The organism is Shimia marina, assembly GCF_001458175.1.
Classification (GTDB): domain Bacteria; phylum Pseudomonadota; class Alphaproteobacteria; order Rhodobacterales; family Rhodobacteraceae; genus Shimia; species Shimia marina.
Window position 1 is genome coordinate 98,435 of sequence record NZ_CYPW01000027.1, and the last position, 22,351, is coordinate 120,785.

At 56.9% G+C, this 22,351-nt stretch carries 19 protein-coding genes; 15 read left to right on the forward strand and 4 right to left on the reverse strand.

Features of this window, described 5'->3' with window-relative positions:
- The first annotated feature begins 216 nt into the window (after positions 1 to 216).
- The 5 genes from SHM7688_RS13180 (at position 217) to SHM7688_RS13200 (ending at position 6,896) form a co-directional block, all read left to right on the forward strand.
- Positions 217 to 2,004, forward strand: a complete 1,788-nt coding sequence (locus SHM7688_RS13180) for an ABC transporter transmembrane domain-containing protein (RefSeq protein WP_058240408.1) — start codon at positions 217 to 219, stop codon at positions 2,002 to 2,004.
- Positions 2,005 to 2,230: 226 nt separating this feature from the next.
- Complete coding sequence (locus tag SHM7688_RS13185) at positions 2,231 to 4,126, forward strand: acyl-CoA synthetase (protein WP_058240409.1); 1,896 nt, start codon at positions 2,231 to 2,233, stop codon at positions 4,124 to 4,126.
- A 131-nt stretch (positions 4,127 to 4,257) separates the two neighbouring features.
- Positions 4,258 to 5,217 (forward strand): agmatinase, encoded by a 960-nt coding sequence (speB, locus tag SHM7688_RS13190; protein ID WP_058240410.1) that lies wholly within the window; start codon positions 4,258 to 4,260, stop codon positions 5,215 to 5,217.
- 104 nt (positions 5,218 to 5,321) lie between these two features.
- On the forward strand, positions 5,322 to 6,365 hold the full coding sequence (locus SHM7688_RS13195) for an aldo/keto reductase (RefSeq protein WP_058240411.1): 1,044 nt from the start codon (positions 5,322 to 5,324) through the stop codon (positions 6,363 to 6,365).
- 21 nt (positions 6,366 to 6,386) lie between these two features.
- Entirely contained in the window at positions 6,387 to 6,896 is a 510-nt protein-coding gene (locus SHM7688_RS13200; protein ID WP_058240412.1) for a hypothetical protein, read from the forward strand.
- Positions 6,897 to 6,904: 8 nt separating this feature from the next.
- On the opposite strand, the gene SHM7688_RS13205 is transcribed toward SHM7688_RS13200, so the two are convergent.
- The 3 genes from SHM7688_RS13205 to SHM7688_RS13215 are packed head-to-tail and all read right to left on the reverse strand — an operon-like array spanning position 6,905 to position 9,735.
- Complete coding sequence (locus tag SHM7688_RS13205; RefSeq protein ID WP_058240413.1) at positions 6,905 to 7,489, reverse strand: TadE/TadG family type IV pilus assembly protein; 585 nt, start codon at positions 7,487 to 7,489, stop codon at positions 6,905 to 6,907.
- Positions 7,490 to 7,492: 3 nt separating this feature from the next.
- A complete protein-coding gene (locus SHM7688_RS13210; protein WP_058240414.1) occupies positions 7,493 to 8,029 on the reverse strand; it encodes a TadE/TadG family type IV pilus assembly protein in 537 nt (178 codons plus the stop codon).
- The gene (locus SHM7688_RS13215; RefSeq protein ID WP_058240415.1) at positions 8,026 to 9,735 is read right to left on the reverse strand and encodes a TadE/TadG family type IV pilus assembly protein; all 1,710 of its coding nucleotides are present in this window, start codon (positions 9,733 to 9,735) and stop codon (positions 8,026 to 8,028) included. The genes SHM7688_RS13210 and SHM7688_RS13215 overlap by 4 nt, the downstream gene beginning before the upstream one ends.
- A 428-nt stretch (positions 9,736 to 10,163) precedes the next feature.
- Between SHM7688_RS13215 and SHM7688_RS13220 the strand changes: the two genes are divergently transcribed.
- The 10 genes from SHM7688_RS13220 (at position 10,164) to ribD (ending at position 20,307) form a co-directional block, all read left to right on the forward strand.
- Positions 10,164 to 11,594 (forward strand): Glu/Leu/Phe/Val family dehydrogenase, encoded by a 1,431-nt coding sequence (locus SHM7688_RS13220; protein ID WP_058240416.1) that lies wholly within the window; start codon positions 10,164 to 10,166, stop codon positions 11,592 to 11,594.
- A 2-nt stretch (positions 11,595 to 11,596) separates the two neighbouring features.
- Positions 11,597 to 12,202, forward strand: a complete 606-nt coding sequence (locus SHM7688_RS13225; RefSeq protein WP_058240417.1) for a DUF6151 family protein — start codon at positions 11,597 to 11,599, stop codon at positions 12,200 to 12,202.
- 112 nt (positions 12,203 to 12,314) lie between these two features.
- Positions 12,315 to 12,653, forward strand: coding sequence for a hypothetical protein (locus SHM7688_RS13230; RefSeq protein ID WP_058240418.1), 339 nt, complete (start codon positions 12,315 to 12,317; stop codon positions 12,651 to 12,653).
- Positions 12,654 to 12,679: 26 nt separating this feature from the next.
- A complete protein-coding gene (gene dnaG / locus SHM7688_RS13235) occupies positions 12,680 to 14,644 on the forward strand; it encodes a DNA primase (protein ID WP_058240419.1) in 1,965 nt (654 codons plus the stop codon).
- Positions 14,645 to 14,776: 132 nt separating this feature from the next.
- Positions 14,777 to 16,765, forward strand: a complete 1,989-nt coding sequence (gene rpoD / locus SHM7688_RS13240) for an RNA polymerase sigma factor RpoD (RefSeq protein WP_058240420.1) — start codon at positions 14,777 to 14,779, stop codon at positions 16,763 to 16,765.
- A 3-nt stretch (positions 16,766 to 16,768) separates the two neighbouring features.
- On the forward strand, positions 16,769 to 17,053 hold the full coding sequence (locus SHM7688_RS13245; protein ID WP_058240421.1) for an HlyU family transcriptional regulator: 285 nt from the start codon (positions 16,769 to 16,771) through the stop codon (positions 17,051 to 17,053).
- Between the two features lie 499 nt (positions 17,054 to 17,552).
- Positions 17,553 to 17,966, forward strand: a complete 414-nt coding sequence (locus SHM7688_RS13250) for a hypothetical protein (protein WP_144432587.1) — start codon at positions 17,553 to 17,555, stop codon at positions 17,964 to 17,966.
- A gap of 105 nt (positions 17,967 to 18,071) precedes the next feature.
- Positions 18,072 to 18,491 (forward strand): secondary thiamine-phosphate synthase enzyme YjbQ, encoded by a 420-nt coding sequence (locus SHM7688_RS13255; RefSeq protein ID WP_058240423.1) that lies wholly within the window; start codon positions 18,072 to 18,074, stop codon positions 18,489 to 18,491.
- Positions 18,492 to 18,727: 236 nt separating this feature from the next.
- Entirely contained in the window at positions 18,728 to 19,195 is a 468-nt protein-coding gene (gene nrdR / locus SHM7688_RS13260; RefSeq protein WP_058240424.1) for a transcriptional regulator NrdR, read from the forward strand.
- Positions 19,192 to 20,307, forward strand: coding sequence for a bifunctional diaminohydroxyphosphoribosylaminopyrimidine deaminase/5-amino-6-(5-phosphoribosylamino)uracil reductase RibD (ribD, locus tag SHM7688_RS13265; protein ID WP_370733545.1), 1,116 nt, complete (start codon positions 19,192 to 19,194; stop codon positions 20,305 to 20,307). Before nrdR ends, ribD begins: the two co-directional genes overlap by 4 nt.
- Positions 20,308 to 20,339: 32 nt before the next feature.
- On the opposite strand, the gene SHM7688_RS13270 is transcribed toward ribD, so the two are convergent.
- Positions 20,340 to 22,349, reverse strand: coding sequence for a capsule polysaccharide biogenesis protein (locus SHM7688_RS13270; protein ID WP_058240426.1), 2,010 nt, complete (start codon positions 22,347 to 22,349; stop codon positions 20,340 to 20,342).
- Positions 22,350 to 22,351 lie beyond the last annotated feature (2 nt).

A 22,351-nucleotide genomic window follows, 5' to 3' on the forward strand; every position in this document is an offset into this window, starting at 1 on the left:
GAATATGTTCTCCCAATAGTGATCTGAACTTAAAGTTAGCTCCGCCGCTTACTGCACTGATTTATATCCGTTAATTGATGTTTTGATCTGAGATTTTGTGGTGCGCCGCCTGTCCCGGTTGTGGCAACTTCACGTTTTTTGCGCTCTGCGCTTGACCCTTGCTGCAGGCTTGGCCACTAACGGCAAGAAGTTCACTTGACAGCGCAAGGGCATCCCATGGCCAGACAGCCGCAGCTTACATCCAGCGAACAGGATCGTGAGAAAAGCAAAAACATTAGTGCCCTGAGAGGGTTGCGCCCGTTTTTGAAACCATATCGTTTCCATGCTTTCCTGGCGCTTTGTGCGCTGACGCTGACGGCGTCCGTCTCTTTGATGCTGCCGGTGGCAGTGCGGCGGGTTGTGGATAACTTTGGCACGGAAAGTGATGCGCTGCTGGATAAGTATTTTCTGGCCGCTTTAGGATTTGCCGCGCTTCTCGCGGTGGGCACGGCACTGCGGTATCTCTTGGTTACAAAGCTTGGGGAGTTGGTGGTCACGGATATCCGCAAGGCGGTGTTTGCCCGTGTCATCAATATGAGCCCCTCTTTCTTTGAAACCCTGATGACGGGTGAGGTACTGAGCCGGATCACCACGGATACAACGGTCATTCAGTCGGTGATTGGTTCGTCGATTTCCATCGCTCTGCGCAATGTCCTGCTGTTTTTTGGGGGTCTTGCGCTGATGCTGTTCACCTCCACCAAGCTCACTTTGATGGTGTTGCTTGTGGTGCCGATGGTGATTGTGCCGATCATGGTTTTGGGGCGGCGGCTGCGCCGGTTGAGCCGAGAAAATCAGGATTGGATTGCGGAAAGCTCTGGCAATGCCTCGGAGGCGCTTTTGTCTGTGCAGACGGTGCAGGCCTTTACCCATGAGGCCCAGACCAGAGCGGGTTTTGACCGCGTCACAGACTTGTCCCTGAGCGCGGCGATGCGCCGGATCAATACCCGCGCAGTTTTGACGATGATTGTGATCTTTCTGATTTTCACTGGCGTTGTTGTGGTGTTGTGGATGGGCGCGCGGGATGTGCGTGCCGGTGGCATGAGTGTCGGTGTGCTGGTGCAGTTTGTGATCTACTCGGTGATGGTGGCGGGCTCTGTTGGGGCGCTGTCTGAGATCTGGAGTGAGTTGCAGCGCGCCGCGGGGGCCACGGAGCGGCTGGTGGAGCTCCTCTATGCAGAAGACAGCGTTTTGGATCCTGATGCACCTAAGGCGCTCGCTTTGCCGGTCAAGGGCGAGATCACCTTTGCGGATGTGTCTTTCCGCTACCCTGCGCGGCCGGATGCGCCGGCGCTGGATCATGTGGATCTGACCATTCAGCCGGGGGAAACCGTGGCCTTGGTGGGTCCTTCGGGGGCGGGCAAGACCACAATCATTCAGATGCTGCAGCGGTTTTATGACCCGGTCAGCGGTGAGGTGCGTCTGGATGGTGTGCCTTTGCCACAGATGCAGCGCGAGGCCTTCCGCCAGCATATGGCGCTGGTGCCGCAGGATCCGGTGATTTTTGCACAAAGTGCCCGTGACAATATCCGATTTGGCCGCCTTGATGCGAGTGATGCTGAGGTTGAGGCCGCTGCAAAGACCGCTGCCGCACATGAGTTCATCTCTGCTTTGCCAGAGGGCTATGACAGCCCATTGGGTGAACGTGGCGTGATGCTCTCGGGGGGGCAGAAACAGCGTATCGCCATCGCACGGGCGATCTTGCGCGATGCACCGGTGCTGTTGCTGGATGAGGCGACTTCCGCACTTGATGCAGAAAGTGAGCGTCTGGTGCAGGCGGCTGTGGATGCGCTGTCTCAGGATCGTACCACCATCATCGTGGCGCATCGTCTGGCCACAGTGAAAAAGGCGGATCGCATCATTGTCATGGATGAAGGGCGTATTGTGGCGCAGGGGCGTCATGACGATCTTGTGGCGCAAGACGGGCTTTATGCCAAATTGGCACGTCTGCAATTTACCGCCGGTTGAGCCGCTTTACGGAAGGGGGGCATGCGGCTCTCTTGCGCGCTAGAGTGGTTTTTCAACTGGACGGCCCCATTTATGGGGTTAATCTGACGTAACGTTTTCGGGCTGATTGACCTTAGGTTGCACTGGCCTCAGGCCGGTGCGCCGGTGTCTTTAAGTACGGACTTAACGTAATGCGGCAAAAGCGCGCTTGCAGAGGTGGGCAAGCCGAAAAAGGGGGAGGAAGCATATGAGCTTTGAGAATCTGGCGGAACTGAGAGCCATTGAAACGGAGAAAACCTGGGAGGAGCGCGACAAACCTGTGACCATCTTTGAGATGCTCACGCGCACCAAGGCAAAACATCCCAACCGTCCTGCTGTGAGCTATCAGATTTTCTCTGGTCCAACGGATAAGGCGGAGACCCTGAGCTGGTCGGAACTGCATGCCAAAACAGCACAGGCGGCCAATATGTTCCGCGATATGGGCATTGGCGAGAAAGACACGGTGGCCTATGTGCTGCCCAACTGTAACGAGACGCTCGTCACCCTTCTGGGGGGCATGGTTGCGGGGATCGTGAACCCGATCAACCCACTGCTTGAGCCAGAGCAGATTGGCGCGATCCTGCGGGAGACGGATGCCAAGGTTGTTGTCTCGCTGAAGGGCTTCCCCAAGACTGACGTGGCACAGAAAGTGGCCGAAGCGGTACGCCACGCACCGCACGTGCATACGGTGCTTGAGATTGATCTGAACAAATACCTGACCCCGCCGAAAAGCTGGATCGTGCCTTTGATCCGTCCCAAGGTGACCGGTCCCAAACACGCAGATTTCAAAGACTTCAACAAAGAGCTGGCCAAATATCCAACCACTTTGCAGTTTGAAGATCACAAGGTTGATCGCGTTGGTGCCTATTTCCACACAGGTGGCACCACGGGCATGCCCAAAGTGGCGCAGCACCTCTATTCCGGCATGATCTATAATGGTTGGCTGGGCGATCGTCTGCTCTTCACGGAAGAAGACAACATCATGTGCCCGCTGCCGCTGTTCCACGTTTTTGCGGTGCATGTGATCATGCAGGCGGCGCTGTCTTCTGGGGCGCATGTGGTGTTCCCGACGCCGCAGGGCTATCGCGGCGATGGTGTCTTTGACAACTTCTGGAAGTTGATTGAGCGGTGGAAGATTTCCTTCATCATCACGGTGCCTACGGCGGTTTCTGCGCTGATGCAGCGCCCTGTGGATGCGGATATCTCCTCTGTGAAGACAGCGTTCTCAGGGTCTGCCCCCATGCCGATGGAGCTTTTCAAGCGGTTTGAGAGCACCTGTGGTGTGGATATCGTGGAAGGCTATGGCTTGACCGAGGCGACCTGCCTTGTGTCCTGTAACCCACCGACCGGTGATAAGAAGGTCGGTTCTGTTGGTCTGCCTTTGCCTTATACTGATGTGCGCATTTTCAAGGATACGCCGGAAGGCCCGGAGGAATGCGCGGCGGATGAGATTGGCGAAATTTGCATTTCCAATCCGGGTGTTTTTGCAGGCAATACCTATACCGAAGCGGATAAGAATGTGGATCTTTATCACCACGAGAAATATCTGCGCACCGGGGATCTGGGCCGGATTGATGGCGACGGGTATCTGTGGATCACCGGTCGCGCCAAGGATCTGATCATTCGTGGGGGTCACAACATTGACCCGGCAGAGATCGAAGAGGCGATGCTGGCGCACCATGATGTGGCCTTTGCCGGGGCCATCGGTCAGCCGGATGCTCACGCGGGCGAGGTGCCTTGTGTCTATGTGGAGCTTGTGGAAGGCGCGAGTGTTTCCAAAGAAGAGCTGATGAACCACGCCAAGGTGCATGTGCATGAACGTGCCGCGCATCCGAAGTTTGTGGAGGTTATGCCGGAGCTGCCCAAAACAGCTGTGGGTAAGATCTTTAAACCTGATCTGCGCAAGGCTGCGATCAAACGGATCTATGACGCGGCGCTGTCCAAGGCTGGTGTGGATGCGCATGTGGATCACGTGCTGGACGACAAGAAACGCGGCCTGATCGCGCAGGTGAAAACCACCGGTGGGGCCACGGACGCAGATGTGGGCAAGGTGCTTGGCGATTTTGTGCGCCCATGGGAATGGGCCAAAGACGAAGCTGCCTGAGGCCGCCTCTGATGCGTGAAGTTCTGAAAGGGCGCCCTGACCGGGGCGCCCTTTTTGATGTGTCTCATTTTTGTTGCTTTACCGGTGACAAAAATCCGGTCACCGTCCTCTGGTAACAAAAGGAGACAGGCATGGCTGGGCATGGGTATGAAACTGGACGGCTGGATCTGCCATTTGTGGGCATTTCAACCTTTGGCAAACGTCCTTATGTGGCGGATTGGAGCTGTCTGGAAGCCGATGTGGCCGTATTGGGCGCGCCGTTTGACTTTGGCACTCAGTGGCGCAGCGGTGCGCGGTTCGGGCCAAGGGCGGTGCGCGAGGCCTCCACGCTTTTCAGCTTTGGTCATGCCGGGGCCTATGATCACGAGGATGACGCGACCTATCTGCCCGCAAGCGTGCGCATTGTGGACATGGGGGATGCAGATATCGTGCATACCGACACGGTGAAGAGCCACGCCAATATCGAGACCGGCGTGCGCGCCGCTTTGGCGGCCGGGGCGCTGCCGGTGACCATTGGCGGAGATCACTCGATCAACATTCCCTGCATCAACGCCTTTGACGATCAGGGAGACATTCACATTCTGCAGATTGATGCGCATCTGGATTTTGTGGATGAGCGCCATGGGGTGCGCCATGGTCATGGAAACCCGATGCGGCGCGCGGCGGAAAAACCTTATGTCACTGGGCTGACGCAGATTGGTATTCGCAATGTGAGCTCCACTGCGCGTGAAGGTTACGCCGATGCGCGTGCTATGGGCAGTACGATTTTGAGCGTGCGTCAGGCGCGCGCGCTGGGGCCTCAAGGCACTGTTGCACATATTCCCAAGGGTGCACGTGTCTATATCACCATCGATATTGATGCTTTCTGTCCCTCGATTGCGCCCGGGACGGGCACGCCAAGCCATGGCGGTTTCCTCTATTATGATGTGTTGGAGGTGTTGCAGATCGTGGCGCGCGATCATGAGGTGGTTGGGATTGATCTGGTTGAGGTGGCGCCGGATTACGATCACACAGGATCGACCGCCATTCTGGCCGCGCAGGTGCTTCTTAATTTGCTGGGCTTCGTGTTCCATGCGAGAGGCGCGCGCTGAACAGGTACAAAACCGATCTGATGGGAGCGCACAGGGGGCCACTTGCAACGGGCCTGGCAGCCATTAGATTATGCGCAAAAGCATCTTCCAACAGGATAACCTCCATGAAAATGAACCCGCTGGGCCGTACGGGCCTGACTGTTTCCGAGTATTGCCTCGGCACCATGACGTTTGGCACCCAGACAAGTGAAGAGGGCGCGCATGCGCAGATGGATCTGGCGCTGGATCACGGCATCAATTTTATCGATGCCGCTGAGATGTATCCGGTGAACCCGATCAGTGCAGAAACCCAGGGGCGGACAGAAGAATATCTGGGCACGTGGTTTGCCAAGACCGGTCGCCGCAAGGACTGGGTGCTGGCCACCAAACATTCTGGCGTCGGGATGAAACATGTGCGCGACGGTGCGCCGATCACGGCGCAAAGCGTGCCTGAGGCGATTGAAGGGTCGCTGAAGCGTCTGCAAACCGATCACATCGACCTCTATCAGCTGCACTGGCCCAACCGTGGCTCTTATATGTTCCGCCAGAATTGGGACTATGATCCCTCCGCGCAAAACAAAGAGAAGACATTGGCCAATATGCTGGAGGTGCTGGAGGCGCTCCAGAAAGAAGTGGATCGCGGCACCATCGGGGCCATTGGGCTGTCTAATGAAAGCGCCTGGGGCACGTCGCAGTGGCTGCGTCTGTCAGAAGACCGGGGTCTGCCACGGGTGGCCTCTGTGCAGAACGAATATTCTCTGTTGTGCCGTCTGTATGATACCGACATGGCGGAGATGAGCCTCAACGAAGATGTGGGGCTGCTGGCGTTTTCACCGCTGGCCACCGGGCTTCTGACCGGGAAGTATCAGAATGGCCAGACTCCAGAAGGCTCGCGCAAGGCGATCAATGGGGATCTTGGCGGGCGCGTCTCTGTGCGGGTGTTTGATGCGGTACAGGCCTATCTCGATATCGCGGCCAAACATGGGATCGATCCGGTGCATATGGCTATGGCCTTCACCGTGCAGCGCCCGTTCATGTGTTCTTCCATCTTTGGCGCAACCACGCTAGAGCAGCTTGAGCATATCCTCAAAGGGGCTGATTTGCGGTTGAGCGATGAGATCCTTAAGGAGATCAACGCTGCAAACCGCGCCCACCCGATGCCTTACTAAGAGAGCGAAGACCTCAATCTGATGACACAGCCTGCTTCCCCCAATGATGAGACGCCGGAGGTCTTGGCCTCCATTTCCGCTTCTGGTCCGCGCCGTGTGTTCGGTATTGCGACACTGGCTGTTTTGGGGGGCTTGCTGTTGTATCTGGGGCTGAGCACAAGCCCGTCACCGCTCTGGCAGGTGTTTCTGTTGGTGCTTGGGGTGCTTGTGCTGTTGCTGGCAGAAAAGACCCGGCGGGCGACAGAAAGGGTCATTCAACTCACCCATGCAGGGCTCTTCACCGATCAGGGGGAAGAGATCGCAAAGCTTGACGCCATCGTGGGGGTTAAGCGCGGCATGTTTGACCTCAAGCCCTCCAATGGATTCAGCTTGTTGCTCAGCACAGCGCGTTCACGCAGATGGCAGCCGGGCATGTGGTGGGCCTGGGGGCGTCGCGTTGGGATTGGCGGTGTGACGCCGGGCTCACAATCCAAAACCATGGCTCAAATTCTGGAAGCCTTGCTTGTGGAGCGTGGCCAGGCCGCTCAGTGATGTCGTGGTTAGGCATCGCTCCAGGCGAGGTTTGACACAAAGCGCGGGCGGGTGAACACAAGGGTGTTCATCGGAAAGCCGTTCCAGTTTTCTCCCCACCAGCGTTTCATGATCACAGGTGGGGAGAAGACGCTTTGGGTTTGAACAACAATCAGGCTCTCTCCGTTCACCAGCGTTGGCAGGTCCTGACTCATGGCGAGCATGTCTGCATTATCCCATGACGTTTCATCCCGGTCCCCATCGCGGGAAATGGAGTGTGACCACACCAATTGGTGGGTGCGATTGATGACATCCCATGTGACAAGGCTCACAGTCAGATCATGACCACTGCGCAGGGTCGAGATTTGGTCGAAGAGGGAATGCACACCATTCAGATAGTCGTGGTTCACGGCCGCAGTTTCACGTGACAGCATATCGGAAATGGCGAAGGCCGCCTTTTCGGTGGTTGAGCGCGCGCGATAGGCGTCAAACAGCACGGCCATCGCCAGCATCGCCAGGAAAAGGCCGGGCCACATGACCACAGTCTCGACGGCCACGGTGCCGCGTGTGTCTTTGCGAAAATCACGAATTTTGCGAAGGATCGACGTGATCATGGCTTAGCGAGGCTCCTGAACAAAGGCGTTTGATACCACAAGGGCATAGTCCCCGTTGTTGTCCCTTTGCAGGGCGGAGCCGATCCACGAGCCCGGGAAGATCGTGGTGACTTTGGCACAGGCGCGCAGCACCATCATATCATTTTCACGTCCACCCTCAAAAACGGTCACAGGCTGTGCCTCCTCAGAGCTGTCGGTGCAGACAGTTTCTGCGGGCAGATCTACCCAGTTGCGTGGATCGCGGATGACCATTTCCAGTTTCAGCTTTTCGGAACAGCTTGGGATCACACCCGCGCGGGCGCAGACTTCTGAAACGATTGCATCATGGGTGATGGGCGCCCCTGTAGACAGGCGAATATCACGCACGACCATATCCAGAGACCGCTCAAGATAGGAATAGCGCAGGGTCATCAGGCCCAGTTCAACGGAGGACATGAACAGCCCCATGTAGAAGGGGAACATGATTACGAATTGAACCGTAACCGTGCCATCATCGCGCAGATGGAAAGATCTGATCTTTTGAAGCAGGCGGCGCATCATTGGGTCAACCTCAGCTGACGGATTGAGGTGGCGATGGTTGCAAAGGCCTGACGGATTTCTAGACCATCCACATCAAAATAGTGGCTGTCAGAGCTGGCACAGTCTTTCAGGACAGCCTGGCCGCTGCTGGGGGCTTCAAAGCCGATGGTGAAGACGATGATGCCGGCCTGTTTTGCGGCATCACAGATATTGCGTGTGCGCGCGTCTTTGGTGGATGTCCCATGGCTTGAGCGCACACCATAGTGCCAGTCGTTATAGGCGGAATTCGATCCCATGAAAGGGCGGTAGAGATATTCGGCGATCCATGAGCTGGTCGTGTAGGCCCAGAGGTCGGGGTAGGTGATGATCTCCGCGTGTCCTGGTTCGTTGACGGTGACGGTTTTGGTCACTTTGCGATAGCGGCGGCAGGATCCATTGCGACGGTAGGAACGGCACTCCCAAGAGGTTTCTGTGGTGTCATAGGAGCCTTCGCCATAAGCCCAGTTGCGCCATTGCTGTGTTGATGGCCAGAAAAATAGGGGTTCCTGATAGTTGCCATCATTGTCTTCATCCCACTCGTCTTGCCCCACATAGACCGAGTAAAAATCTTCTTGTTCATTGTACCAGACATTGGAGTCACCGCTGCGGTAGCCGTCGCGGATATAATATTGGCTGGTGTTTTGACCGTCGGTCATGAGCACGACAATCTTGAGGGCATCTCTTGTGCCATAGTCGTAGGGGCGGTCTTCAAACTCGCGGGCGACCATGCCACCGTTGACCAATTGCTCAATTGCGGGCCGCAACGAGGGGTCAAGCAAAGCCGTGCCCCACTTCATGCCGATGTCAATGGAAGTGTTGCCGTCTGCATCAAGCGCCGTGATGTAGTTTTTGAGCTGCTCGCGGTCGTCACCAAGGACCATGATTTCGCGGTCGCGGGCAAATTCGCAGACCGGCATGTTATTGACCGGTTCGGGTGTCGCATCGCGATTGTCATAGCGGTACCACGGGTCAAAGTGCATGGTCCGCTGATAGGTTGCGTCCATATTGATGCCCGTACTGTGGAAGTCGTTGCCGCTGAAGTTGATACAGTTGGAATATTTATTGTCGCCTGTGGTGCGCAATTGACCAAACAGATCCTCATGAAGTGAGACCTGTGTGGCATAGGGCACGATGGAAATCGAAAGCGTGCCATCCTCGGTGTTGTCATCCATCGTGTCGATGAACTCGCGGGCGGCGATTTTCAGGTTTGAAAGGCGGCTGTTTCTATCCATGGAGCCGGACACATCCAGCACCATGGAGATTTCGACATTGCCGATCTGTTCCACTGCGGTACCTCCGGCACCCACGGAGAAGGCGGGCAGAATTCGTCGGTCGCCTGTATAGGGTTGTGGTCTCCAAAGGTTTTTGAACCGGGCACCCACCTGACTGTGGCGCAGGTAGGCATCAACGGCGGCGGTGGCGGTGACACTGCGGCGGGTCACGGTGGTATGTGAGGCGGTCGTTTCGGATGAGACATCCACAGATTTGTACTCGACGCCAGATTTTTCAAAATAATCTTCGACAACTTCGTCGGCTGGGCGGGTCTGATCCAGATCTGCCGCCGCCAGAACTGCGCGGTCCAGAGTGTGTTGCAGGCGCGTGCGCTTCATCTCTGCGAGCATGATGTCTGCGCCGAGACCTCCGAGCATCACCATCATGATCACCAAGATGACAGCAAAGCCAACCATGACACCGTCATCTTCTTTTCGGAATCGCGCGCTGAGCGCCTTAACTGATGTCAAGCACGACGTTGGCAATTTGCTTACAGCAGAGATCGAAGACAGTATCATTTCACGCACCTCATTGTGACGAGGGCCCTTTTAATCCTTGTGTCAGAGCGGTCCTCATCATCATTCGGTATGTTTTGTGATTGGGGCGGAATTGAGGCGTAAAAAAGTGATTACCTAGACGTTAAGGAAAATTTTATCGTTTTAAAATATGTGGTTGTGAACAGTTCAGGGGGCTTGAGGAGTTCTGTTTCCTGTCTGTGAACAACTGGAACAGGCGAGATCACGCTAATTTACCTTTCGTCACTTGAGCTCAAGTGCTCTTACTGTTCCTTAAGGTCATGTGTGTGACGGTGAGTCGCAGTTTGATGCTTATCTGGAGGAAAATGATGAGCCCAATCAAAGAGCCGAGCTTTCGTGAAAGTGTGGATCTGATGTTCAACCGTGCGGTTGCGCTGATGGATCTGCCGCCGGGCTTGGAGGAAAAGATCCGTGTTTGCAATGCCACTTACACTGTGCGTTTTGGTGTGCGATTGCGGGGTCAGATCCAGACCTTTACGGGCTATCGCTCTGTCCACAGTGAGCATATGGAGCCTGTCAAAGGTGGGATCCGCTTTGCGCCAAGTGTAAATCAGGATGAGGTGGAAGCGCTGGCGGCGCTGATGACCTATAAATGTGCGCTTGTGGAAGCCCCGTTTGGTGGCTCCAAAGGCGGGCTGTGCATTGATCCGCGCAAATATGATGAGCACGAACTGGAACAGATCACCCGCCGCTTTGCCTATGAGCTGGCCAAGCGTGATCTGATCCACCCCTCCCAGAACGTCCCCGCGCCCGATATGGGCACCGGTGAACGTGAGATGGCCTGGATTGCGGATCAATATGCGCGGATGAACACCACCGACATCAATGCGCGCGCCTGTGTGACCGGCAAGCCGCTCAATGCTGGCGGTATTTCCGGGCGCGTCGAGGCGACGGGTCGTGGTGTGCAATATGCGTTGCGTGAATTCTTCCGGGATCCGCGGGATGTAGAGAAGGCGGGTTTGACAGGGTCGCTGGACGGCAAGCGCGTCATTGTGCAGGGGCTTGGTAATGTGGGCTATCACGCTGCCAAATTCCTGAGCGAAGAAGATGGGGCCATAATTGTCGGCATCATTGAGCGGGACGGGGCCCTTTATAATGCCAATGGCATTGATGTGGATGCGGTGCAGCAGTGGTTGATGAAGCATGGTGGCGTGTCTGGATTCCCGGATGCGACCTTCACGCGTGACGGCGCAGTGGTGCTTGAGGAAGAGTGCGATATTCTTGTGCCTGCGGCACTGGAAGGGGTCATCAACCTTCAGAACGCAGCCAACGTCAAAGCGCCGCTGATCATCGAAGCCGCCAACGGCCCGATCACAGCCGGCGCAGATGATATCCTGCGCAAGAAAGGCACCGTGATCATCCCGGATATGTATGCCAACGCCGGTGGTGTGACCGTGTCTTATTTTGAGTGGGTCAAAAACCTCAGCCACATTCGCTTTGGCCGGATGCAGCGCCGTCAGGAAGAGTCGCGCCACCAGCTGGTCGTGGATGAGCTGGAGAAAATCAGCGCGGCGCTGGGCGGTCAATATACGCTGACCGATGGCTTCAAGCAAAAGTACCTGAAAGGGGCTGGTGAGCTTGAGCTGGTGCGGTCGGGGCTGGATGATACCATGCGGATCGCCTATCAATCCATGCGAGATGTCTGGCATGAGCGGGCAGATGTGGAAGATCTGCGCACGGCGGCCTATCTTGTCTCCATCGACAAAGTGGCCGCGAGCTACAGAGCCAAAGGATTGTAAACATGGCAGGCACAAACGTTCCGCTGAAATGTAATTGTGGAGCGTTTGAGGCCTTACTCCAAAATGTGAGCCCGAGAACGGGCTCACATATTCACTGTCACTGTCAGGACTGCCAGACAGCGGCACGGGTACTGGGGGCGGAGGATCAGCTTCTGCCACGCGCTGGCAGCGATATATTTCACACCACCCCGGCGCATTTGACCCTGACCAAAGGACAGGAGCATCTCGCCTGTCTGCGCTTGTCTCCGCGCGGATTGATGCGCTGGTATGCGGGCTGTTGCAACACGCCGATGTTTGCAACGATGGCGCATACCAAATTGGCCTTTATGGGGGTTTGGGTGCCCTCCATGGCCCCCCCAGCGGAGACCAAGCTTGCAAAAGTGATCGGCAAGGTGATCGCGGTGGTGCGCACGCAGGATGCGCCAATGGGATCGCCTTCGTTGAAGGAGTACGGGTTCAACCGCGCTGGCTTTCATGTGCTGGCCCGGCATGTGTCAGCGCTCTTGCAGGGGCGGTCACGTCAGACCCCGCTGTTTGATGCAGAGGGCGCGCCGATTGTGACGCCGCGTGTGCTTACAAAGGAAGAGCGTCTGGCCGCTCAGAAATAGCCCAAACTGATCACGATTTGCACAGCGGTGCCGACTGGCTTTGCGGCAGGGGTGCCGCTTGCGCCTTGAACCGGGTAGTCTCTTTGAACCTATAGTGATTCAGGAGGCCGCAATGGTCCGTTATTCCCTTCTTGCGCTGATGATGATGAGCGGCGCAGCCTATGCCGCAGATGGCAAAGAAGATGTCTGCAAGTATCAGGGCGCTGTTATGAAGGCCATTCAGGAGGCGCGCCTGGACCGTGTGAAGGCTGACAAGCTGGAAGCGCATCTGTTGGAAAACGATCCGAGCTGGCCGCCAAATTACAACATTGCGATCGAGCAGTTTGCGCCAATTGTCTACGGCGCCAAACGCCGTGATCTTAAAAAAGTGGATCTGGGTGCGCAGATTGAACAGCAGTGTCTGGACAATTGGGAGAAGATTCAGGAAATGCAGAAGTCCGTTTCCAAATGATCTTCTGACTGATGTGATCTGACCGCATGTCGCTACCGCCCGGATTCCTTGATGAGCTTCGCAGCCGTACCTCCATCACGCAGGTGGTGGGGCGCAAAGTCATGTGGGATCCGCGCAAATCCAATCAGGGCAAGGGCGACATGTGGGCACCATGCCCCTTTCACCATGAAAAAACAGCGTCTTTTCACGTGGATGATCGCAAGGGCTATTACTATTGCTTTGGCTGTCACGCCAAAGGGGATGCGATCAAATTTGTCACTGAGACCGAAAATGTGAGCTTCATCGAAGCGGTGGAGATTCTGGCCGAAGAGGCCGGAATGCAGATGCCCAAACGGGACCCTCAGGCGCAGCAGAAGGCGGATCGCCGCACGCAGCTTGCCGAGGTCATGGAGATGGCAGTTCAGCATTTTCGACTGATGCTGAATGCGGCGGCGGGTACTGAGGCGCGTGCCTATCTGGACAAACGCGGCCTCTCTCAAGAGGCGCGGGATCGCTTTGGTATTGGGTTTGCGCCAGAGGGCTGGCAGGGGCTTTGGGATCAGTTGACCGGCAAGGGCGTGGCCCCGGATCTGATCCTTGCGGCGGGCTTGGCCAAGCCGTCGACCAAAGGTGGCAAGCCCTATGACACGTTCCGCAATCGCATCATGTTCCCGATTCGCGATGGGCGCGGCAAATGTATCGCCTTTGGCGGGCGTGCCATGGATCCAAACGACAATGCCAAATACCTCAACAGCCCGGAGACCGAGCTTTTTGACAAGGGCCGCAATCTTTACAATCACGCCCCCGCGCGGGAGGCGGCAGGAAAGGGGCATCCGCTGATTGTGGCGGAAGGCTATATGGATGTGATCGCGCTCAGTGAGGCGGGGTTTGGGGCATCGGTCGCACCGCTTGGCACGGCGGTCACAGAGAACCAGTTGCAGCTGCTGTGGCGCATTTCAGACGAGCCCATCATTGCGCTTGATGGCGACACGGCCGGGCTGCGCGCGGCGATGCGGGTGGTCGATCTGGCGCTGCCATTGCTTGAGGCGGGCAAGAGCCTGCGCTTTGCGGTGATGCCGGAGGGGCAGGACCCAGATGATCTGATCCGGGCCAAAGGGGCAGGGGCCGTTCAAAAGGTGCTGGATGGTGCGATGCCCATGGTCAACCTGCTCTGGCAGCGCGAAATCGAAGGCAAGGTTTTTGACAGTCCGGAGCGCCGCGCGGCTTTGGACAAGCAGTTGAAAGCCAAGATCAACCTGATCAAGGATCCGTCGATCAAATCGCATTATGGCGAGGCGGTTAAAGAGCTGCGCTATCAGTTGTTCCGCCCACAACGTGGGGGGGGCACAAGGTTCATTGGCGGTGGCAAGCGCGGCAACTGGCAGGCGCAGCCGGTGGTGCAGAGCGGCACCAAGGTCTCCATGCTCGCGGCCAGTGAGGGCCCGGTGGAACAGCGTTTGCATGAGGCGGTAGTTCTTGCAGTGGCTTTGGTGACGCCGGCGGTGCTTGAGGACTTCGAGTATGAGCTGGAAAGCATGGAGTGTCTGGATGCGGAGAATGCGCATCTGCGCGATGTGCTGTTGCGCTATGCCAACAGCCCGGATCCACGAGAGGCCGTGGAAATGGCTTTGGGGCCGGAGATGGTTGAAAACCTGCTGCGCCAACCCCATGTGGCCATCACACCCGCCGTGCGCAAAGCTGGTGATCAGGCGCTGGCGCGGGTCACATTGACCGAAGAATTGGCCAAGATCAAAACCGTCCGGGGACTCGATGAGGAGATCGCCGAGGCGGAAGAGGATTTGATGGGCGTTGCGGATGAGGCCATGACCTGGCGTTTGCGACAGGCCGCAGAGGAGCGCAATCGCGCCATGCAGAGCCGCCAGGAAGAGGGCGGTGACTATACGACAGGGGCCAATGGGGCGCCGATTGACCGAGACGAACGCGCAGCGCTGGATGCGCTGATGCAGAATATTGATTTCTCACGGGGCGGAAAACCACCGCGCAAAGGGTGATTCGGTGCACGCCTTTCTGCCTCCTGAGCAACAGATGAAGAAAACGGGCTTTGTGGGGTTGCGAATCACCCCGTCTAGCGATTGATTCGACGCTAGCGAATCACCTTCAGCCCGAACTTGCAGGAGCACTTAATGGCCGCCAAGGACACCGACGACCAGAAGCCCGCCGATCAGGACGCCGAAATCTCGCTCGATATGAGCCAGGCCGCCGTCAAGAAGATGATCGCCGAGGCCCGGGAGAAGGGCTACATCACCTATGATCAGCTCAACCAGGTTCTGCCGCCCGATCAGGTGAGCTCCGAACAAATCGAAGATGTGATGTCCATGCTCTCTGAGATGGGCATCAACATCATCGAAGACGAGGATGCCGAGGAAGAAGAGGCCAAATCCACCGCCGTTGTGGACACCTCCTCTGCGAACCGTGGCGTTGCGATTGCCAGCGGCAACAACGAAAAACTCGACCGCACCGACGATCCGGTGCGCATGTACCTGCGCGAGATGGGCTCTGTTGAGCTGCTGAGCCGCGAAGGTGAGATTGCGATTGCCAAACGCATCGAAGCCGGTCGCAACACGATGATTGCCGGCCTCTGTGAGAGCCCTCTGACGTTTCAGGCGATCACCATCTGGCGTGACGAACTTCTGTCCGAAGACATTTTGCTGCGCGATGTGATCGATCTTGAGACCACATTTGGCAATCAGATGGGGGAAGATGGCGATGAGGAAGAGGAAAGCCCTGTCGCAGAAGCCGCCAATGTAACCACGGCGCCCAAGAAGGAAGCCGAGCAGGAGCTGGACGCGGACGGCAATCCGATTGCCAAAGACGACGACGATGATGAAGACGAGCAGGCCAATATGTCTTTGGCCGCGATGGAAGCCGCACTGAAGCCGCGGGTTCTTGAAACGCTTGATATCATTGCGCGCGACTTCGCCATGCTGAGCGACATGCAGGACGCCCGTATTTCTGCCACGCTGAACGAAGATGGATCCTTCTCTGACACGGATGAGGAAACCTATCAGAAGCTGCGCTCAGAGATTGTGGAACTGGTGAATGAGCTGCACCTGCACAATAACCGTATCGAAGCGTTGATTGACCAGCTCTATGGCATCAACCGTCGTATCATGCAGATCGACAGCTCGATGGTGAAACTCGCAGATCAGGCGCGTATCAACCGTCGCGAGTTCATTGACGCTTACCGTGGCCGCGAACTGGATCCAACCTGGCTTGAAGATATGTCTGAGAAGGCGGGGCGCGGCTGGCAGATGTTCATGGAGCGCAGCCAGGACAAGGTGCTGGAGCTGCGCAATGACATGGCACAGGTTGGTCAATATGTTGGTCTGGATATACCCGAATTCCGCCGCATCGTGCAGCAGGTGCAAAAGGGTGAGAAAGAAGCCCGTCAGGCCAAGAAAGAAATGGTTGAGGCCAACCTGCGTCTGGTGATTTCGATTGCCAAGAAATACACCAACCGTGGCCTGCAATTCCTTGATCTTATTCAGGAAGGTAACATCGGCCTGATGAAGGCGGTGGACAAATTCGAATACCGTCGCGGCTATAAGTTCTCCACCTATGCGACTTGGTGGATCCGTCAGGCGATCACGCGTTCGATCGCCGATCAGGCGCGCACCATCCGTATTCCGGTGCATATGATCGAAACGATCAACAAGCTCGTGCGGACCTCCCGTCAGATGCTGCATGAGATTGGCCGAGAGCCAACCCCAGAAGAGCTGGCGGAGAAGCTGCAGATGCCGCTTGAGAAAGTGCGCAAGGTGATGAAAATCGCCAAAGAGCCGATCTCTCTGGAAACGCCGATCGGGGATGAGGAAGACAGCCAGCTGGGCGATTTCATTGAGGATAAGAATGCTGTGCTGCCGCTGGACAGCGCCATTCAGGAAAACCTCAAAGAGACCACCACGCGGGTTCTGGCGAGCCTCACACCGCGTGAAGAGCGCGTGCTTCGGATGCGCTTTGGCATTGGTATGAACACTGACCACACCCTAGAAGAAGTGGGGCAGCAGTTCAGCGTGACCCGTGAGCGTATTCGTCAGATCGAAGCGAAGGCGCTGCGCAAGCTTAAGCATCCGAGCCGCTCGCGCAAACTGCGCAGCTTCCTGGATCAATAAGCCATGTCTTGGTTGAAAACTCTGTTCGGAGGCGGTGCCAATTCGGAGGCCGCCTCTGCGACAGAAGCACAGGCTGTGGAATATAACGGCTTTCAGATTACACCGACTCCCATTGCCGAAGGCGGGCAGTTTCGGATTTCTGCACGCATTGATGCGGTGATTGATGGGGAGCCGAAGACCCACACTTTGATCCGTGCAGATGTGCTGCGGGATCAGACAGAGGCCAATGAGGCGTCGATTGGCAAGGCAAAGCAAATGATTGATCAAATGGGAAATCAGATCTTCTGATCTGTGTTGAGGGTCAAATGCCTTCCGCCTGAAATGTTTGTGACGTGATGTGACGTCAGTTTTAGAAGGGCCGCCGGTTGGGTGGCCTTTTTTCGTGGCTGGAGAAAGACCATGCTGATTTTGTATATGTTACTGATTTTAGTTATTCTGTAGGATTTTGCAACACTTTAGGCGATCTTCGACGTTGTGGTGCAAGGGGGGGCAATCACGTGGCATGGCGGGCCTATGACAGCTGGCGGTATTCGGATGATAGTTGTTTCCGAACGTGTGTTTGACGTTTCTACCCGTCCTGTGGGGCAAATGTACAAGAAGCTCTAGTGCGGGAAATCACGCGCGGAAAAGCGTGGGTGTGTCGTCAATGCGCGTAGTTATGCCGGTGTTTTGGAGCCCGGTATTGCTCTCGGATTGCGGATACTTTTTAATGACCGAGGTGATGTTCCGTGATTTTCTGATTGAGGCGGGATAGGGTTTAATCTCTGATTTTTAAGGTAAATGCAGCATGAAGAGATGGGGTTTAGGTTTGGCGCTCTCCTGTGTCGCTTTGGCAGGATGCCTGAGTTCAGAGGGCTTTGTGACAAGCAGTGGCGTGCGAGTTAATCCCGTAAATGCGGATGTTTTTGAAGTGGCCGCACGTCCGGGGCAGGGAGTGTCCGATTTTTGGTGCGGTGCTGGAGACTATGCGTGGCGTGCGTTGGGCGCGGCAGACAATGAGCGCGTCTATGTCGTTGGTGGCGCAGGGCCTGGTGTAACAAGCGACAGCAAGGATACCATGCAGTTTTCCCTTAAACAGCCGGGAGATGTGCAGGGGGCAACCGGGCGTCAGGGGAAATGGGGCCCCCATGTCGGGCGGAATTACTTTGTTGGCGATGCCCGCCATCAATGTAATCAGATGTTCAGGCGCTTTTTGCCCTGATCCATTGTCCATTGCTTGATAGTGGTATGCCTCAGGGACGGGCCGCAACAGCCCTTGCTCAATCAGGATGATTGAGCCTTATCACAGGTCAGATTGAGATCAGATATGCAGACGGAATTTCAAATTTCGACGAGAGGTGCCGGGCTCTATGAATTTACACAGCACGTAGCGCAGTGGGTGGGGGCTTCTGGGCAGCGTAGCGGCCTGCTGACCCTGTTTGTGCGCCACACCTCTTGTAGCCTTTTGGTGCAGGAGAATGCCGATCCTGAGGTGCAATCTGATCTGCAGGCGTTCTTTCACCGTCTGGTGCCACCCACAACCGATCCTGCGATGTCCTATTTGACCCATACCTATGAAGGGCCAGATGACATGCCCGCGCATATCAAAGCGGCGATGATGCCGGTGTCTCTTTCTATCCCGGTGACAGAAGGCCGCCTTATGCTGGGCACTTGGCAGGGGATTTATATGTTTGAACATAGAAATGCGCCGCACACGAGACGTGTGGCAGCGCATTTAAGTGCATGAAGGGATAGGCCGGGGAGCCTATGCCTTTGATGTAACAGCGTTGCCTGCAAAGCTCACGGGGAAAGAAACTCAGATTTTCCCCATATGCTCTATATCGCGGTTTACTTTTGCCTCTACCCAAAGGGTTGTGGCTGACCTATAGTGCCTGTGGATAAGTTGGGAAAATACCCAATCGGCCATAAGATTATCGGGCCGTTTCAGAGCAGCAGGTACGCAGTAGGTACAAGGGGAAGTCAATGCGCTGTCCGTTTTGTGGAAACATCGACACTCAGGTGAAAGATTCACGCCCAGCGGAGGATCATGTCTCGATCCGGCGGCGTCGGTTCTGCCCAGCTTGCGGTGGGCGCTTTACGACTTATGAGCGGGTGCAGTTGCGCGATCTGGTGGTTGTGAAATCCAACGGCCGTCGCGAAGATTTTGACCGGGACAAGCTGGAGCGCTCCATCCGGATTTCCATGCAGAAACGTCCGGTTGAGCCAGAGCGTATTGATCAGATGATTTCAGGCATTGTGCGCCGTCTGGAGAGCATGGGTGAGACAGATATCCCTTCCAAGACCATTGGTGAGATTGTCATGGAAGCGCTCGCCCGGATTGATACAGTGGCCTATGTGCGCTTTGCCAGTGTCTATAAGAACTTCCAAGCCGCCGATGACTTCGATAAATTCGTCAGCGAACTGCGTCCGGATCCTGCTCCAGAGGAATAAACGTGACTGATCGCCGATATATGGCGCTGGCCCTGAGTTTGGGACGGCGCGGTCAGGGTATGTGCTGGCCCAATCCTGCTGTGGGCTGTGTCATCGTGAAAGATGCCCGCATCGTTGGGCGCGGCTTTACGCAGCCGGGCGGACGCCCGCATGCGGAGCCTGTGGCCTTGGCACAGGCGGGAGCCGCCGCGCGTGGGGCCACGGCCTACGTCACGTTGGAGCCGTGTTCACACCATGGCAAGACGCCGCCCTGTGCGGAGGCGCTGATTGCGGCAGGTGTGGCGCGCGTTGTGGTGGCGGTGGAAGACAGTGATGCGCGCGTTTCCGGGCGCGGGCTGGAGATGCTGCGGGCGGCGGGCATCGAAGTGACGCTGGGCGTGATGGCGGAAGAGGCCGCGCGCGATTTGCAGGGCTTTTTTCTCAAGACAGATCTGGGTCGTCCTTTCTTGACCTTGAAGCTGGCCACCACTTTGGATGGCCGTATTGCCACGGCCTCTGGAGAGAGCCAGTGGATCACCGGGCCGGAGGCGCGGCGCGAAGTGCACGCCATGCGTCTGCGCCATGATGCGGTGATGGTGGGCGGCGGCACCGCGCGTGCGGATGATCCATCTCTGACCGTGCGTGGGATGGGCGCAACAGCGCAACCCGTGCGGGTTGTGGTCTCGCGTCGGCTGGATCTCCCGCTGATGGGCAATCTTGCGCGCACGGCGCAGGATATCCCTGTTTGGATTGCCCATGGGCAGGATGCGGACCCCAATTTGCAGCAGACGTGGCGTGATCTGGGTGCCGAGTTGTTGCCCTGTGGGCTTGAAGGGGTTCAACTCTCTGCCACCTCTGTTTTGCGGGCTCTGGGCAAGCGCGGGTTGACGCGGGTGTTCTGTGAAGGCGGCGGGGCTTTGGCGGCCTCTCTGCTTGCCGCGGATATGGTTGATGAATTGATCACCTTCTCGGCGGGTATGGTGCTGGGCGCCGAAGGGCATCCGGCGATTGGGGCCATGGGGCTTGCCAGGCTGGCGGAAGCCCCAAAATTTGATCTGATCTCCCAGCGCGCGGTGGGGCGGGACATCATGTCTGTCTGGCATCGTCTGGAAGGACGGGCTGCAGGGCGGTGAGTTTGGGGCCGGTGAGTATGAGGCAGAAGAGCTTACCGCCGCCAGAGATGGTGATAGCTTGAAAACTGTCCCTGCAGCTTTGACAGCAGGCGGTTGCCAAGGCCGGGGTGTGGGATGTCTCCCGCTTGCAAGCGCTCAATGATAAGTTCTGGCGTGCAGGCGAGGCCGCTGACCGGGTCATGGTAACGGGGATAATCAATCAAAGTGGCGTGGATGAGCCCGGTCAGGTTTGGCCGCGCGCGTCGTCTTGCAGGCGGTGTGCCAAGATCCTCTGTCAGCCCCCAACCCGCATAAAATGGCGCGCCAAAAGTGGTGACTTTGCATCCTCGAAGGAGAGCCTCAAAACCGGTCAGGGACGTCATTGTCCAGATTTCATCGACATGATCGAGAAGATATCCCATGTCGGCCTGCTCCAGGACCATATCCGCCAGCGCCTCTGCTTCATTTCTGTCAACGGCACCCTGGCGCAAGCCGGCTTCCACATCCGGGTGCGGTTTGAACAGAATGCGGGCGGTGGGGTTGGCCGCGCGGGTGGCGCGCAGCAGGGCAAGGTTGGTCTTTATTTCGGAGGTCCCCTTCAGGATGGAGGCGTCATCCTCAACCTGTCCGGGCACCAGAATGAGATGGCCGCTTGGCAGATCGGGCGTGTTGCCTAAAAGATTATATTTGCTCACGCGGGATTTACGCAAAGCGGAGCACAATGCAAGAGCGCGCCGCTCCTGATCAATGCGCAGGGTTTCGCGCTTGGCGATCCAATGTTCCAGACGGCTTTCTTGACTGGGGTCATAGTAGATGCCCAGATCATCACAGACCAGCGACAGAGGCGGCACCAGAGCTGCGCCAAGGCCGCGAGAGCGTAGAAAACCGTCTTCCAGTTTCACGGCACCACTGGGGCCGGGTTTGTTCGCCCAGACCATGTTTGATCCAGATTTGCCCTTGCGATCAAAGGTCATGGGGGCGTGCTGGCCAAAGAACTTTTGCAGGGGTTTGCGTTTCCAAAGGCGCATGCCAAAGGCGTTCCAGCCTTTGCGGTCTTCATGCCATGCGCGCGTCTGTGCTGCCATCTGCTCCAGCGCAACTTCGAAATCACAAAGCTGGTCGCGGCAGGAATCGTACCATGTGGGATAAAGGATCATGGCGGCGGCGAAAAGCTGCGCCCGGGTCAGGCGGCGTTGGCGGCGGTACAGCGGGAATTCATCCTGCGTCAAATCCCATCCGGCATAGAAAGGCTGCCCAAAGACGCGAGGTTTGTGTCCGGCAAGAATGGCCTCAAACCCCATCTGGGATGACACCGTATAGACGGCGACAGCCCCCTCCAGCAGGGACCATGGGCTGTGCGCGCTGGTGCACAGCGTGACGCGCTCGGTCTCATGTTCTGGCCCGTAATAGCCTGCGCGGCTGCCCGCCTGAGTTTCTGGATGGGTTTTGATCAGCACGGGCGCGCCGGGGTTTTCCTCCTGCGCCAGCACCAGCATTTCTTGAAACCGTGCCTCATTGGCATTGCTGGCGCGCACTGCTGCATCATTGCGGGTCTGGTCGATCACAAGCACATAGCCGGGGGCGGGCAGGGGGCTCTCCAGATCGACGGCTGCATATTTTGTCAGGTGGGTTTCCCGCAGTCGGGCGATGCCGCCGCGTGCGCGGTCCAGCAAGACGGTGTCATCCAGCGCATGGTGTTTGAGCAGGTTTTCCAAGTCAGAAGGCTGGCTTGGGTCAAAATGCGGACAGATACCATCAATGAGCAAGCCAATTGGCGGCTCCTTCGCCACGCGTCCCGGAAAGAGAGAGCGCAGGAAGGCATCCTCAACAAAAAGCTTGGAGGCACCGGTTTTCTCTGCGGCTTTGAGGCCGCGATGTGCTGTGGGGCTGTTGCCCCAGATGGCAATCAGATCTTCTGGAGTGGGCCTGCCCAGACGCAGATCATACCCGGCAAGGAAGAGAATGCGCCGCAGGCGCTTTTGCAGGAAAAAGCCGCCGTTGAATGCAAAAAGCCGCCGGGGTTTGTCGCTCCCGGCGGCTTTGATGTCAGCTGTGTCCTGCACAG

Bases quoted from the DNA above. Each gene is read 5' to 3' on its own strand.
- SHM7688_RS13205 (WP_058240413.1), bottom strand. From the start codon at position 7,489: ATGATCACGTCGATCCTTCGCAAAATTCGTGATTTTCGCAAAGACACA.
- SHM7688_RS13230 (WP_058240418.1), top strand. From the start codon at position 12,315: ATGGTCCGTTATTCCCTTCTTGCGCTGATGATGATGAGCGGCGCAGCC.
- SHM7688_RS13180 (WP_058240408.1), top strand. From the start codon at position 217: ATGGCCAGACAGCCGCAGCTTACATCCAGCGAACAGGATCGTGAGAAA.
- SHM7688_RS13220 (WP_058240416.1), top strand. From the start codon at position 10,164: ATGAGCCCAATCAAAGAGCCGAGCTTTCGTGAAAGTGTGGATCTGATG.
- dnaG (WP_058240419.1), top strand. From the start codon at position 12,680: ATGTCGCTACCGCCCGGATTCCTTGATGAGCTTCGCAGCCGTACCTCC.
- rpoD (WP_058240420.1), top strand. From the start codon at position 14,777: ATGGCCGCCAAGGACACCGACGACCAGAAGCCCGCCGATCAGGACGCC.
- SHM7688_RS13185 (WP_058240409.1), top strand. From the start codon at position 2,231: ATGAGCTTTGAGAATCTGGCGGAACTGAGAGCCATTGAAACGGAGAAA.
- SHM7688_RS13255 (WP_058240423.1), top strand. From the start codon at position 18,072: ATGCAGACGGAATTTCAAATTTCGACGAGAGGTGCCGGGCTCTATGAA.
- SHM7688_RS13200 (WP_058240412.1), top strand. From the start codon at position 6,387: ATGACACAGCCTGCTTCCCCCAATGATGAGACGCCGGAGGTCTTGGCC.
- SHM7688_RS13210 (WP_058240414.1), bottom strand. From the start codon at position 8,029: ATGATGCGCCGCCTGCTTCAAAAGATCAGATCTTTCCATCTGCGCGAT.
- SHM7688_RS13250 (WP_144432587.1), top strand. From the start codon at position 17,553: ATGAAGAGATGGGGTTTAGGTTTGGCGCTCTCCTGTGTCGCTTTGGCA.
- nrdR (WP_058240424.1), top strand. From the start codon at position 18,728: ATGCGCTGTCCGTTTTGTGGAAACATCGACACTCAGGTGAAAGATTCA.
- speB (WP_058240410.1), top strand. From the start codon at position 4,258: ATGGCTGGGCATGGGTATGAAACTGGACGGCTGGATCTGCCATTTGTG.
- SHM7688_RS13245 (WP_058240421.1), top strand. From the start codon at position 16,769: ATGTCTTGGTTGAAAACTCTGTTCGGAGGCGGTGCCAATTCGGAGGCC.
- SHM7688_RS13215 (WP_058240415.1), bottom strand. From the start codon at position 9,735: ATGGTTGGCTTTGCTGTCATCTTGGTGATCATGATGGTGATGCTCGGA.
- SHM7688_RS13195 (WP_058240411.1), top strand. From the start codon at position 5,322: ATGAAAATGAACCCGCTGGGCCGTACGGGCCTGACTGTTTCCGAGTAT.
- SHM7688_RS13225 (WP_058240417.1), top strand. From the start codon at position 11,597: ATGGCAGGCACAAACGTTCCGCTGAAATGTAATTGTGGAGCGTTTGAG.